The following is a 14,692-nucleotide window of genomic DNA, read 5'->3' on the forward strand; positions in this document are numbered from 1 at the left end:
CGTCGCCAGCGGGATCACTTCGTTGCGCGTTAACGCCACCTCACCACAATGAATGAGAGTCACGTGGCACACGAGCACGACACCATGTCCAACGGCCCCGAGGACGAAGACGGCTACGACTTCGCCGCCATCCAGGCGAAGTGGGCGCCGATCTGGGACGAGCTCGAGCCGTTCCGCACGAGCGACCCCGATGACAAACGTCCGCGGAAGTACGTGCTGGACATGTTCCCGTATCCGTCCGGTGACCTGCACATGGGCCACGCCGAGGTGTACGCGCTCGGCGACATCGTGGCCCGCTACTGGCGCCAGCAGGGTTTCAACGTTCTGCACCCGATCGGCTGGGACTCCTTCGGCCTGCCCGCCGAGAACGCCGCCATCAAACGCGGCATCGACCCGCGCGGCTGGACCTACGACAACATCGCGCAGCAGAAGAAGAGCATGAAGCTCTACGCGGCCTCCTTCGACTGGTCCCGCGAACTGCACACCAGCGACCCCGAGTACTACAAGTGGAACCAGTGGCTGTTCCTGCAGCTCTACAAGAAGGGCCTGGCCTACCGCAAGGACAGCTGGGTCAACTGGGACCCGGTGGACCAGACCGTGCTCGCGAACGAGCAGGTCCTCGCCGACGGCACCAGCGAACGCAGCGGCGCCGTCGTGGTGAAGAAGAAGCTCACCCAGTGGTACTTCAAGATCACCGACTACGCCGACCGGCTGCTCGACGACCTCAACCAACTCGAGGGCACCTGGCCGGCCAAGGTACTCAACATGCAGCGCAACTGGATCGGCCGGTCCATCGGCGCCGACGTCGACTTCGCCATCGAGGGCCGCGAGGAGCGGGTCAGCGTCTTCACGACCCGCCCGGACACCCTCTTCGGCGCCACCTTCATGGTTGTCGCCCCGGATGCCGACCTGGCCGCCGAGCTCGTCGCCGACGCATCTGACGAGGTGCGCGAGCGCTTCGCCTCGTACCTGGTTCAGGTGCAGAACAGCACCGAGATCGAACGCCAGGCCACCGACCGGGAGAAGACCGGCGTCTTCCTCGAGCGCTACGCCATCAACCCGGCCAACGGCGAACGCCTGCCGATCTGGGCCGCGGACTACGTGCTGGCCGACTACGGCCACGGCGCCGTGATGGCCGTGCCGGCCCACGATCAGCGCGACCTGGACTTCGCCCTGCGCTTCGACCTGCCCGTGCGCGTCGTCGTCGACACCACAGCACCGGTCACCGGGGTCATCCCGGTGATCACCCCCGGCATGCTGGACGGCTCCGAAGAGCTGCCGTCCCTCGACTCCGACGCGCTCGACCCCGCCCAGAGCGGCGTCGCCCTCACCGGCGCGGGCCGCCTGGTCAACTCCGGCACGCTGAACGGCCTCACCAAGGCTCACGCCATCAAGCGGATGATCGACCAGCTCGCCGCCGACGGCACCGGGCGCGCGGCCAAGAACTACCGGCTGCGCGACTGGCTGATCTCCCGCCAGCGCTACTGGGGCACCCCGATCCCGATCATCCACGGCGCAGACGGCACCGAGATCCCGGTGCCCGAGGACCAGCTGCCGGTGCTTCTGCCGCCGACCGACGGCCTGGACCTCAAGCCCAAGGGAACCTCGCCGCTCGGCGGGGCAACCGACTGGGTGAACGTGGTCAACCCGATCGACGGCACGCCGGCCAAGCGTGACGCCGACACCATGGACACCTTCGTGGACAGCTCCTGGTACTTCCTGCGCTTCCTCAACCCGACGGACGACACCAAGGCCTTCGACCCTAAGGAAGCCGACAAGTGGGCTCCCGTCGACCAGTACGTCGGCGGTGTCGAGCACGCCATCCTGCACCTGCTCTACGCCCGCTTCATCACCAAGGTGCTCTTCGACCTGGGCTACGTCACCTTCACCGAACCGTTCACGGCACTGCTCAACCAGGGCATGGTCATCCTGGACGGCGCCAAGATGAGCAAGAGCAAGGGCAACCTGGTCTACTTCACCGAGGAGGTCGACAAGTTCGGCGTCGACGCCGTGCGCCTGACCATGGCGTTCGCCGGCCCGCCCGAGGACGACATCGACTGGGCCGATGTGTCCCCGGTCGGCTCGGCGAAGTTCCTGGCCCGCGCCTGGCGGGTCGCCAGGGACGTCACCAGCGCCCCGGACGTGGAATGGAAGACCGGCGACGTGGCGCTGCGCCGGGTCACCCACCGATTCCTCGCCGACGCCCCATCGCTCATCGAGGCGTTCAAGTTCAACGTTGTCGTGGCGCGCATGATGGAACTGGTAAACGCCACCCGAAAGGTCATCGACACCGGCGCGGGCGCCGGCGATGCCGCCGTGCGTGAGGCGGCAGAGGTGACCGCCATGGCTCTGAACCTGTTCGCCCCGTACACCGCAGAGGACATGTGGGAACGCCTGGGCTACGAGCCCTGTGTCGCGCTCGCTCAGTGGCGCAAGGCCGATCGCAGTCTGCTCGTGGCCGAATCCGTCACCGCCGTGGTGCAGGTCGACGGCAAGGTGCGCGACCGTCTGGAGATCTCCCCGAAGATCTCCACCGCAGACCTCGAGGCTGTGGCCCGGGCCTCGGCCGCGGTGATCCGTTCCATCGGCGATCGCGAGATCGTCAAGGTGATCGTGCGGGCACCGCGCATGGTGAGCATCGTCACCAAGCCGTAGCGGCACTCGGCCGTCACCGGCAGCAGCGCCCCACGCCGACCCCGCCTCCACAGGCAGGGTCGGCGTGGCGTTCTCCCCAGGCTCAGCCCCGGAGGTCCCGGGCTCGCGTCCCGACTCATAACCTGCCGGTATGGACCTCGACCCTTTCGACAGCCTGCCGCCCGCGTCGCGACCCGGGCCCCTAGGCTGGCGCGCCCGCATCCGCGAGCCTGGCCGCGCCCGAATGCGCATCGGCGTTGGCGCCGCCCTCGTGCTCCTCCTCGTCGCCCTGGGCATCGCTGTCACCGTGACCGCCGTGGGCCAAGTGGGTCACAACGTGGAGGTCGCCGCGAACTCAGGCTCAACCGACACAGCCTTAACCGACACAGGCTCATCCGACACAGGCTCAACTGACACCGGCACGTCCGCACCGTCGCCGGACACGGCGGGGGCGTCTGGAGAAGCAGCGGGCGCCGCTGAGGTCGACGCTGCGGGGGCCGGCGGGACGGGAACTTCGGCGGTCTTCGTGCACGTGCTCGGTGCGGTGGCGCATCCCGGCCTGTTCGAGGTGCGCCAGGGCGCCCGAGTGGTCGACGTGGTCGCGGCCGCAGGGGGCCTGCTCGCGACGGCCGACCAGGCCGGGGTCAACCTGGCCCGGCTCGTCTCCGACGGCGAGCAGATCTACGTACCGGAGTTGGGGGAGGTCGTGGCGGGACCGGCCGCGGCGGGCGCAGGCGCGGGCGCCAGCGGCGGCGGCGCGGAAGGTGCCGCCGCCAGGATCAACCTCAACACGGCCACGATCGCCGACCTTGACACGCTGCCGCGCATCGGAGCGACCATGGCGCAGCGCATCGTGGATTACCGCGACGCGCAGGGTCGGTTCACAAGCATCGAGGACCTCCGCAATGTGACGGGAATCGGCGACAAGACCTTTGCCGCGCTCCAGGACTTGATCACGGTGTGAGCGTGAATGCGCGGTGTCAGCGGTGTAGCGACCGGTATTCCGCGGGGGATACCCCGCACATCCGGGAGAAGTGCGCGTAGAAGCTGCTCTGTGAGCCGAATCCCGACGCGTGGGCGATCCCGCTGGCACCCATCGTGGTGGTGATCAGTAGTCGTCGGGCCTCGGCGACGCGGCAGCGGGTGAGGTAGTCGCCGACGGTCGTGCCGATCGTGTTGCGGAACAGCGACATCGCGTAATTCGAATTCAGGTGTGCGGCGTCGGTGACGTCGGCCGGCCCGACGGGGTCGCGGAAATGCGCGGCGATGTACCGAGCCATCTGCATCACCCTGTCCATAGAGTGGGGGGCGCAGACCGCGGCGCTGGGCGGGAGCCGCTCGTTTGCCACGGTCGGCGCCGCGCGGTGCGACGTCATCAGCCGCCGCACGAGGGCATGGGCCTCCAACAGGGTGACCGTCTCTGTGGATTCCCGCCCGGCGTCGTCCGCCCACGAGGCGAACATCTCTTCGATGTCGCGTGCCGCCGCCCGCACCGGCACGATGATCGGGCGGTTGGAGAGCAGATCGTTGAGGTCCCCGGCGGGCAGGCGCCAGCCGAATACTGTGGTCAGGGGAATGTGCACCCAGCAGCTGTCGCTTCGGTGTCCGCCCTCGGGCTCGACGAGAAGGTGTGCCGTGGCACCCCAGAACATCGCGACTTCGCCGGCTTCGACACTCAGCCGGGTGCCGCCGAACAGGTAGTCGAGCCGCCCTCGCAGCACGAAGTTCAGTTCCAGGTCGTCGTGGCGGTGTGGCCGGGTCATCGGGGCGGCCACGCCGCGGTAAACCCAGAGCGCGGCATCCTGCGTTTCGACAGATTCGTCGGTGACCTGGATTGCGGCGCGGGTGCCGGACGGAGCGCGCGCGGCGATCCGGCGGGGCCGGGGAGACGACGACGGGGGAGCGGTATGCACATCAGCGGACATTCCCCGAGCCTAACCGTGCATCTGAGGATGCTGGAGGATGTGTCGCTCTAAGCGGAGGTGAGGGTGGAATCCTCAGCTTTAGCCTGAGGCAATGGATACCTCACCCCGACCCCCCAAAATCACGATCATCGGCGCCGGTGGCTTCGTTTTCCCGTTTCGCCTGATCGGTGACCTCGTCAGCTTCCCCGCCCTACGATCCAGCACGCTTCACCTGATGGATCTCGACGCCGAGCGTGTGCACCGCACCGCGACGGCCGCGCGCGCCCTCGTTGCCCACCACGCGTTCGACACTGAGATCATCGAGACCACGAACCTCCGCGAGGCGCTCCGCGACGCGGACTTCGTCATCATCACCTTCCAGGTGGGGGGCATCGCCTCCTACCGGCACGACGTGGAGATTCCCCGCACCTACGGCGTCGACCAGACCGTCGGCGACACGGTGGGCCCCGGCGGCGTGTTCAGGTTCCTTCGCTCCGTTCAGGCGTACGAGGCGATCGTTGCTGACGCGCGTGAGCTCTGCCCGAACGCGCAGTTCATCAACTACGCGAACCCGATGGCCATGGCCACAGGGTTCCTCAATGCGAAGGGGATCAAGACGATCGGGCTGTGCCACAGCGTGCAGGGAACCACCCGGATGCTGGCGCGTACCCTCGATGTTCCCTACGACGAGGTGGCCTACGTCAGCGCCGGTATCAATCATCAGGCGTGGCTGCTCAGCTTCACGCGCGGTGACGAAGACCTCTACCCTCGCCTCAAGGAGATCATGGCCTCCCGGCACGTGCGCGGGGCGGCGGCGGGAGGCCTCAGCCAGGACGACGGGGACCACAGCGAGGCCGCGGAGGTGTCCAGCAACTACGAGGGTGGGAACGAACAGGTCCGCACCGCGATCATGGACGCGTTCGGCTACTTCCAAACCGAATCGAGCCACCACGCCTCCGAGTACCTTCCGTACTTCCGCAAGGATGCAGAGACCATCCTGGAGTTCATCCCCGAGCGCTGGGACTATTACGAAATCTGCCTCGCCCACAACGAGCAAGGTGACATCGACGACCAGCTGGATCGGCTCAAGAACTCCCTTGAGCCCTCGGTCGAGTACGGCGCCAGTATCATCAACTCCGTCGTCACCGGGGTGCCGAGCGTCGTCTACGGCAACGTGCCCAACAACGGGCTCATCGCCAATCTCCCGCCGGAAGCCACCGTCGAAGTCCCGTGCCTCATCGACAGGAACGGTGTGCAGCCCGTCGCAATCGGCGACCTCCCGCCGCAGCTGGCCGCACTCAACCGCACCAACATCGGCGTGCAGGTTCTCGCCGTGCAGGCCGCACTGACCGGAAACCGCGACAACGTCTTCCACGCGGTCGCCCTCGACCCGCTCACGGCGGCGAAGCTGACGCTCGACGAGATCCGCTCGATGACGAACGAGTTGCTCGTTGCCCACTCCGCGCTGCTGCCCGAGTCGCTTCGGCCCGTGAACGAGGGCGTCCCTGCTGGTGCTCCCTGAGCTCCCGGCGGTGGACTGACCGACCAAACCCGTCGTAGCACCACCACCCGAGCAGTCCCAAGACCCAGGCACCGGATGCTTGAGTCGAACAACGGTAGACAAAGGAGTCACTGTGGCGATCATCACCGCACAACCGGCACAACACGGAACCGGAAGCCCCCGCACCATAGCCAGGAAGAAACGTCCAGACGACACGAGGTTGGCCGTGTTGCTCATCCTTCCCGCCACCCTTGGGCTGGTGACGTTCTACTTCTGGCCGCTGCTGCGCGGGATCTGGCTGAGCTTCACCTCGTGGGATCTGCTCTCCGCGGCCCAGTTCGTCGGCGGCGAGAACTATGTGCGTATGGTGCAGGATCCCGTCTTCTGGAACGCCATCGGCGTCACGCTGCACTTCGTCGTGCTGAACATCGGCGTCCAAACCGTCGTCGCGCTGATGATCGCGGTGCTCATGCAGCGGCTCACCGGCTCGATCCTGGTGCGCTCGCTCATCCTCGCCCCCTACCTCGTCTCGAACGTCGTCGCAGCCCTTGTCTTCTTCTGGATCCTGGACTTCCAGCTGGGCATCGGCAACCAGGTCCTCCACTGGCTCGGCCTTGACCGCGTCGGATTCTTCACCTCAGAAACCTGGGCGATTCCCACGGCCGCACTCGTGAACGTGTGGCGCCACATGGGCTACACGGCGCTGCTGATCTTCGCGGGCCTGCAGGCGATTCCGGCCGGCCTGTACGAGGCAGCGCGCGTCGATGGGGCGGGCGAAGGCCGGATGTTCCGCTCCATCACCCTGCCGCTGCTGCGCCCGATCCTCGGCCTCGTATTGATCATCTCGGTCATCGGGTCCTTCCAGGTCTTCGACACCGTCTCGGTGACCACGGGCGGCGGGCCCGTCAATGCCACCCGGGTCCTTCAGGTCTACATCTACGAGAACGCCTTCGCGCAGTTCGACTTCGGTTACGCGTCGGCGCTGAGCGTTGCGATGCTCGCCATCCTCATGATCGTCACCTTCATCCAGTACCGCATCACGCGGGCCGGCCAGACCGACCTCAACTAAGGGGACACGACATGACTCGACTCTCCACCGCCCCGACCCGAATTCAGACCGCCCGGGAGGACGGCGCCACCTCGATGATGAATGGTGCCGGCGCTACGCCGCCGGTTCGTCGCAGGAAGAAGATCCACCCCGGCCGCATCGTCGCCTGGATCGTGATGGTCGTCATCCTCGTGATCACGATCTTCCCGTTCTACTGGATGCTGCGCACCGCGCTCTCGACCAACAGCGCCCTCTACGCCAACGGCACATCGTTGTTGCCTGTCGACTTCAGCTGGGGCGGCTTCCTGCGCGTTTTCGGCCTCCAGCCCATCGACGAAGCCATCGCCGACGGCGGATCCGGCGCCCAGCTCGACTTCTGGCGCTACCTGCTGAACTCCGTGGTCGTCGCCACCGGCATCACGGTGTGCCAGGTGTTCTTCTCGGCCCTGGCCGCTTACGCCTTCTCCAGGCTGACGTGGCGCTTCCGCAACGTCGCGTTCGCCGTCTTCCTCACGTCGCTGATGGTGCCCGTCATCTTCACCCTGCTGCCGAACTTCCTGCTCGTCAAACAGCTGGGACTGATCGACACACTGCTGGGCATCATGCTGCCGTCACTGTTCATGGCGCCGTTCGCGATCTTCTTCCTCCGGCAGTTCTTCCTCAACGTGCCCATCGAGGTCGAGGAAGCCGCCCTGGTCGACGGGGCGAGCAAGATCCGCGTTTTCTTCAGCGTGATCGTGCCTATGTCCGCCGCCCCCATCGCCACCATCTCGATCCTCACCTACATAACGGCCTGGAACGACTATTTCTGGCCCCTGATGGTGTCCTACACCGACGACTCCCGTGTGATGACCGTCGCCCTCGGCGCCTTCAAGTCGCAGAGCCCTCAGGGCGGCCCCGATTGGGCCGGACTGATGGCCGCGACTCTCGTGGCCGCCACCCCCATGATCATCCTCTTCGTGCTGTTCGCGAAACGGATCGTCAACTCCATAGGTTTCACCGGAATCAAGTGAGGCGCCTCGCCATGACGACACCATCCACTCTTCGCTCTCGCAGCAGTCGGCTGCTGGGCACGGTCCTCTGTGCCGCAGTGGCCAGCGTTGTCGGCCTAGTCGGCTGCGCCGCCACACCCAGCGCAGACAGCGGCGAGGTCACCCTCGACTACTGGCTCTGGGAGTCGTTGCAGGTGCCCGGATACCAGAAGTGCGCCGCCGGCTTCGAGGCGGAGAACCCCGGCATCAACGTGCGGGTCACCCAGTACGGCTGGGCCGACTACTGGCAGAAGCTCACCGCGGGCCTCGTCGCCGGCGCAGGCCCCGACGTCTTCGCCGACCACCTCACCAAGTACCCCGAGTTCGTCAGCCGGGGTGTGCTGCTGCCCCTGAACACGCTGGAGGCGACCAAGGACTTCGACGGCAGCGTCTTCCAGGACGGGTTGGCCGACCTCTGGGTCGGCCAAGACGGCCAGCAGTACGGGATGCCGAAAGACTTCGACACCATCGCCATGTTCTACAACAACGATGTGCTGGAGGAGGCCGGCATGACCGCGGCCGACCTCGACAACCTGCAGTGGAACCCCGAAGACGGCGGAACGTTCGAGAAGGTCATCGCCCGCCTCTCGATCGACACGAACGGCGTGCGCGGCGACGAGGACGGCTTCGACCCGGCGAACGTCGCCACCTACGGGCTCGCCTCGGGCGGCTCCGGGGACACGAACGGCCAGACCCAATGGGCGTGGCTCGCGGCGGCCACCGGCTGGGAGTTCACGAACGCGCCGGTCTGGGGTGACCACTACAACTACGACGACCCTCGCTTCCAGGCATCCATCGCGTGGCTGTTCGGCCTCGTCGACAAGGGATTCATGCCGTCCTTCGAAAGCGTGGGAACGGCGCCCGACCCAGTGCAGCAGCTCGGCTCCGGCTCAGCGGCCATCTCACCGAACGGGTCGTGGACGATCAGCTCCTACGGCCGGCTGGAAGGGGTGGACCTCGGCATCGCCAAGATCCCGTCCGGACCGATCGGGCACCCCGTGTCGATGTACAACGGGCTCGGCGACTCCATCAGTGCCCAGACCGACCACCCTGAGGAAGCGGCGGAGTTGGTGCAGTACCTGGGGTCCGACGCCTGCCAGATCGTTATCGGCAAGGAGGGCGTCGTATTCCCCGCCCGCCCCGCCGGAACTGCTGCGGCAACGGCCGCATTCGAGGCGAAGGGGTTCGACGTTTCACCGTTCACCGACCTGGTGGCCGACAAGTACACGGTGCTGTTCCCGGTGACCACCAACGGCGCGGAGATCCTCTCCATCATGAAGCCCGTGATGGACGGCATCTACATCGGCAGCCAGGACGTCTCCAGCCTCACCACCGTGAACACGAAGATCAACGACCTGTTCACGACGAATCCGTAGTACCCGGCCGACAACGGCAGCCACCACCACACACACGCAAGACCTACGAAAGGTTCCCCATGACTTTCTCACTCGGAATCGTCGGCGCCGGCCAGTTCTCCGGCCAGTTCGCTTCCCTCTTCGCGCTGCACCCCGGCGTCAGCCGGGTGACCATCACCGACGTGCTGCCCGGACGGGCTGAACAGGTGAACGAACAACTCGGGCTCGACGGCGTCGCCGAGGATTTCGAGGCGATGCTCGCGGACCCGGCCATTGACGCGATAGCCCTGTTCACTCAGCGCTGGACCCACGGGCCCCTGGCCATCAGGGCGCTGGCCGCGGGAAAGCACGTGTACTCGGCAGTGCCGATGGCGACAAGCGAGGATGACATCGCCGCGATCATCCAGGCCGTGCGCAACACCGGGTTGATCTACATGATGGGCGAGACGAGTTTTTACAATCCGGCCGCGGTGTATGCGCGCAATCAGGTCGCGGCAGGCAAGTTCGGGCGCATCTTCTACGCAGAGGGCGACTACGTGCACGACATGGACCTCGGCTTCTACTCCGCGTATCAGTACAGCGGGGGAGAAAATTGGAAGGCCACTGCAAGCTACCCGCCCATGCTCTATCCCACCCACTCCATCGGCGGCGTGCTCGGCGTTGTCCCCACCCACGCGACCAGCGTCAGCTGCATCGGGGTACGGGACGACCGTGGCGATGGAGTTTTCGACAAGGAGGTGAGCATGTTCGACAACGACTTCTCGAACGCCACCGCCCTGTTCGAGCTCGCCGGCGGCGGTGCCATGCGCATCAACGAGATGCGCCGGGTCGGCTACCCGTCCCACATCCGCGAGAGCCGCTTCCGCTACTTCGGCACAGAGGGGAGCTTCGAACAGCTGGCCACCGTCAGCGTCTGGCAGGACAAGAGCGGGGTCACCGACGTCTCGGCATTGCTCGCGACGGCCGCCACGGCCGATGCCGGCGACCTGTCGCTGGCGAACGTCGACCCGGCGCTGCGCGACGCGTTCGTGTCTGGCCATTCCGCGGTGCACGAGACGGGCCGGCTGCCCGCGGAGTTCCACGGCGTGCACAACGGCCACGAGGGCAGCCACCACTTCCTTGTCGACGACTTCGTCACCGCCGTGAACACCTCGACCCTCCCTCCGGTGAACGCGTGGACGGCGGCGCGATTCACCCTGCCGGGCATCATCGCCCACCAGTCGGCCCTCGCCGACGGGGCCCGGCTGCAGATCACCGACTACGGCGACGCGCCGGTGCGCGTCCCCACGGGGTCCGCCGATATCCCGGCATCCGAGGTCTGACGGCACCGGAGTCTGACGGCACCGGGGTCTGACGGCACCGCCTTCGAAACTCCCCGGCGAACGCCGGCCCCTTCTCCACAGGCGGGGCCGGTGTCGGCCTCTCCCCAGGGTGAGGGCCGGTGGATGTGGGCCCGGTGTGAGTTTCTACCCTGTCGGTATGGACCTCGATCCGTTTGACAGCCTGGCACCACTCCTCCAGTCCGCTTCCAGTCCCCGGAGCCGACTCGCCCCCGTCCGGGCGCACGTCCGGGCGCTGATGCGCACCGCCGTGATTCCGGTGTGAGCGCCCCGCCATGAGCGGCACGATGGCACCGTCCCGCCACGGCGGGCATCCTCTCGATCTGCGTCTGGTGCTTCCCGCCGTGGCCTGTTGGGTCTCGGCCGGCGTGCTGGTGGGCCAGCCACGGCTCGCGGCCACCGCGGCAGGCGTCATAGGCGCCGTGAGTGCCGCCCTCCTCTGCGCGGCCATGGTGAGAACCCGCGGTCGGTTCGTCGGTCGGCCACGGCCCGGCCGGCTGCTGGGGACCCTCTCGGTCTGTTGCGCGGCTGCCGCGCTGGCCGGGGCCGTCGTGTCGGTGCAGTCACCGGCCCGGCTTCCGGACGGCGTGCGCGCAGCCATCACGGCGCACGAGGAGGTCACGACCCGGCTCACGGTGTCGTCGTCTCCGGTTCCCGGTCCGCGGGCGGCCTTCGGGGGCGCGCCGCAGGTGCGGTTCCGTGCCACCCTGACCGATCTGGAGGGCACCGTTGAACGCCGGTCGGCCTCCGCGGCGGCGATCCCGGGAGACCCCGGCCGCACCGGGGTGGCCGTTCCCATCGTGGTTTTCGCCAGGGTGTCCGGGGCGCAGCCGATGATCGGCGAGGAGATCAGGCTGGCCGGAACTCTCGTGGCCACCGACCCCGGTGATGCTGCCGCCGCCCTGCTGTTCGGGCGTGACGCGGCCGAGGTGTTGCGTCCGGCGCCCTGGTGGCTGGCCTGGGCCAACGAGCTGCGTTCGGGCTTCTCCGCGGTGTCGGGAGGACTGCCCGGCGACGGTGCCGGGCTGCTGCCGGGGCTGGCCATCGGCGACACCTCTGCGGTGGGTGACGATCTCGACAGCGCAATGAAGGTCAGCTCGCTCAGCCATCTCACGGCCGTGTCCGGCGCGAACTGCGCGATTGTGCTCGCGCTGGCGCTCATCTGCGGTGCCGCGCTCGGCCTCGGCCGACTGGCGCGGATCGTCGCCGGCCTGCTCGTGCTGGCCGGCTTCGTGGTTCTGGTGACACCCGAACCCAGCGTGGTGCGCGCAGCGGGGATGGCCACCGCCGTGCTCGTCTCCGGATCACTGGGAAGGCCGGGCCGGGGCCTGCCCGCCCTGGCCCTGGCCGCCCTGTGCCTGCTCGTGGCGGATCCCTGGCTGTCGCGCAGCTACGGTTTCGCTTTGTCGGTGTTGGCGACGCTCGGCCTGTTGGTGCTTGCGGGGCCGCTCGGCCGGTACCTGGCACGCTGGGTGCCCAGGCCCCTGGCCGTTGTCCTGGCGATCCCGATCGCCGCTCAGCTGGCTTGTCAGCCGGTCCTGGTGCTGCTGAGCCCCACCCTGCCGGCCTACGGCGTGCCGGCGAACCTGCTCGCGGCCCCCGCCGCGCCCCTGGCCACCATCGTGGGTCTGGCCGGATGCCTGCTGGTGCCGTTTCTTCCGTGGGTCGCAACCGCGTTGGTCTGGCTGGCCTGGCTGCCGGCCACCTGGATAGCCGCTGTCGCTCGCACGACGGCCGGCCTGCCCGGAAGTAGCCTGCCGTGGCTGGGCGGGCCGGCCGGGGTGATCCTCACCGTGGCCTGCACCGCCGCGGTGCTGGGACTCCTGCTGCGCCGTACCCCCGCCGTCCTGCGCATCCTGAGTGCCGGTCTGGTGTGCGTGACGGTGGGCTGCACGCTCGGCGTCTTCCTTGGCACGGGGTTCGGTCGGGCGGCGGTCTTCCCGTCCGAGTGGCAGATCGCTGCCTGCGACATCGGGCAGGGCGATGCCGTGCTCGTGCGCGACGGCGAGCGGGTGGCGCTGGTGGACGTGGGGCCTGACCCGGCGCTTCTGACGCAGTGCCTGGACACCCTGGGGATCGACACCATTGACCTGCTGGTGCTTACGCACTACGACCTGGACCACGTCGGCGGGCTGAACGCCGTGATCGGCCGGGTGGGAACGGCGCTCGTCGGAGCGCCGGAGAACGCCGAGGACGCCGGTCTGCACACCAGGCTGGCCGAGGGCGGGGCGGAGGTGCGCCAGGCTGCGCGGGGAGACAGCGGCACCCTCGGTGGCCTCGCCTGGCGCATCCTCTGGCCCATCCGAGGGTCGCCCGTCATGCAGACGGGCAACCCTGGCAGCGTCACGATCCTCTTCGACGGGGGCGGGATCAGGTCGGTCTTCCTCGGCGATCTGAATGAGGAGGCCCAGGACGCCCTCCTCTCCGCGGGGCCGGTCGGGCATGTGGACGTGGTCAAAGTGGCCCACCACGGCTCCCGCGACCAGAGTGTAGCGCTCTACGCTCAACTGCGGGCCTCGGTGGGACTCGTCTCCGTGGGCGCCGACAATGGCTACGGGCATCCGACCGCGGCACTGCTGGGTGTGCTCGCGTCGGTGGGCACCGCCGTGGTGCGCACCGACCAGGACGGGCTGACCGTTGTGGCTCAGGGACCGGATACCGCGGCCGAATCGGTCGGGGCGGTAGGCGGCGCGGCGTTACAGGTGTGGACCGAACGCATCGGCAGCACCCGCGTGGGCGACACCCGGGTCGGCAGCGTCGGGGACGCCGGTTAGGCTGGAGCGGTAGCGAAGGGAGCCTCGTGGCCGCACGAACAACCGCACAGGCACGAACCGGCAAACCGTCATCCAAGGCCGGTGCCGCGAAGATCCCGCAGCTCGCTTGGCACCAGGTGCGCCCCGCCCCCGTCGTCCTGGTCTCCGGTACCGAGACCTTCCTCGCCGAACGCGCCATTCGGACGCTGCGGGACTTCCTCAAACTCGAAGACCCCAGCCTCGAGGTCAGCGACATCCAGGCCGACAGCTACGCGCCAGGTGAGCTGCTCACCCTGGCCAGCCCGTCGCTGTTCGGTGAACCCCGGCTGATCCGGGTCAGCAATGTGGAGAAGTGCAGCGACACCTTCCTCAGCGAGGCCATCGACTACCTGCAGAACCCTGCCGACGACACCTACGTCGTGCTGCGCCACGGCGGGGGAGTGCGCGGCAAGAAGCTGCTCGACACCATCCGTAGCGGCGTCGGCGGGGCCGTCGAGGTGGTCTGCGCCGAACTCAAGAAGGACTCGGACAAACACGACTTCGCCACCGCCGAATTCCGCGCGGCCGGCAAGCGGGTCACTCCGAGCGCGCTGCGCTCACTGGTGGCCGCGTTCTCCGACGACCTCGCCGAGCTTTCGGCAGCCTGCCAGCAGCTCATCGCCGACACCGGCGCCGAAGTGACCGAGACCACCGTGGACCGCTACTACGGTGGCCGGGTCGAGACCAACGCCTTCAAGGTGGCCGATTCCGCCATCGCCGGCCGTCTCGGCGAGGCTCTTGTCACCCTGCGGCACGCCCTGTCCTCCGGTGCCGACCCGGTGCCGATCGTCGCCGCATTCGCCAGCAAGATCCGCACCATGGCGAAGCTGTTCGGCGTGCGCGGCGGCTCCGCCCAGCTGGCGGCCACCTTCAGCCTCGCCCCGTGGCAGGTCGAGCGCGCCCAACGCGATCTGCGCGGCTGGACCGATGAGGGCCTGGCGCGGTGCATCGTGATGCTCGCGGAGACCGATGCGGCCGTGAAGGGCGCCGGTCGTGACCCGGTGTTCGCCCTCGAGCGCCTCGTCACGGTCATCGCCAAGCGCGGCGAATGAATCGCGAATGAATCTCAGAACTGGTTGAACTTCAG

At 67.8% G+C, this 14,692-nt stretch carries 10 protein-coding genes; 9 read left to right on the forward strand and 1 reads right to left on the reverse strand.

Annotation, left to right across the window (positions count from 1 at the left end; genetic code table 11):
* Positions 1–84 precede the first annotated feature (84 nt).
* Both leuS and E3T61_RS08270 read left to right on the forward strand, forming a co-directional pair.
* A complete protein-coding gene (gene leuS, locus E3T61_RS08265) occupies positions 85–2,655 on the forward strand; it encodes a leucine--tRNA ligase (RefSeq protein WP_134640465.1) in 2,571 nt (856 codons plus the stop codon).
* A 130-nt stretch (positions 2,656–2,785) separates the two neighbouring features.
* Positions 2,786–3,598 carry a ComEA family DNA-binding protein gene (locus E3T61_RS08270; RefSeq protein WP_241992459.1) on the forward strand — a complete coding sequence of 271 codons (813 nt, stop codon included), beginning with the start codon at positions 2,786–2,788 and terminating at the stop codon, positions 3,596–3,598.
* A 16-nt stretch (positions 3,599–3,614) separates the two neighbouring features.
* Here the strand turns inward: E3T61_RS08270 and E3T61_RS08275 are convergent, their stop codons facing one another.
* A complete protein-coding gene (locus E3T61_RS08275) occupies positions 3,615–4,559 on the reverse strand; it encodes a helix-turn-helix domain-containing protein (protein ID WP_134640380.1) in 945 nt (314 codons plus the stop codon).
* Between the two features lie 91 nt (positions 4,560–4,650).
* Between E3T61_RS08275 and melA the strand changes: the two genes are divergently transcribed.
* From melA to holA, 7 genes are all read left to right on the forward strand, one after another.
* Positions 4,651–6,060 (forward strand): alpha-galactosidase, encoded by a 1,410-nt coding sequence (gene melA / locus E3T61_RS08280; protein WP_134640381.1) that lies wholly within the window; start codon positions 4,651–4,653, stop codon positions 6,058–6,060.
* Between the two features lie 112 nt (positions 6,061–6,172).
* Positions 6,173–7,108, forward strand: a complete 936-nt coding sequence (locus E3T61_RS08285) for a carbohydrate ABC transporter permease (protein ID WP_166793186.1) — start codon at positions 6,173–6,175, stop codon at positions 7,106–7,108.
* Between the two features lie 74 nt (positions 7,109–7,182).
* Positions 7,183–8,100, forward strand: a complete 918-nt coding sequence (locus tag E3T61_RS08290; protein WP_241992469.1) for a carbohydrate ABC transporter permease — start codon at positions 7,183–7,185, stop codon at positions 8,098–8,100.
* Positions 8,101–8,111: 11 nt separating this feature from the next.
* Complete coding sequence (locus E3T61_RS08295; protein ID WP_134640382.1) at positions 8,112–9,494, forward strand: ABC transporter substrate-binding protein; 1,383 nt, start codon at positions 8,112–8,114, stop codon at positions 9,492–9,494.
* 59 nt (positions 9,495–9,553) lie between these two features.
* Positions 9,554–10,795, forward strand: coding sequence for a Gfo/Idh/MocA family protein (locus E3T61_RS08300; RefSeq protein ID WP_134640383.1), 1,242 nt, complete (start codon positions 9,554–9,556; stop codon positions 10,793–10,795).
* Positions 10,796–11,088: 293 nt separating this feature from the next.
* Positions 11,089–13,587 carry a ComEC/Rec2 family competence protein gene (locus E3T61_RS08305; protein WP_134640384.1) on the forward strand — a complete coding sequence of 833 codons (2,499 nt, stop codon included), beginning with the start codon at positions 11,089–11,091 and terminating at the stop codon, positions 13,585–13,587.
* Between the two features lie 26 nt (positions 13,588–13,613).
* A complete protein-coding gene (holA, locus tag E3T61_RS08310) occupies positions 13,614–14,657 on the forward strand; it encodes a DNA polymerase III subunit delta (protein ID WP_134640385.1) in 1,044 nt (347 codons plus the stop codon).
* Positions 14,658–14,692: the final 35 nt, after the last annotated feature.

The organism is Cryobacterium lactosi (genome assembly GCF_004403945.1).
Taxonomy (GTDB): domain Bacteria; phylum Actinomycetota; class Actinomycetes; order Actinomycetales; family Microbacteriaceae; genus Cryobacterium; species Cryobacterium lactosi.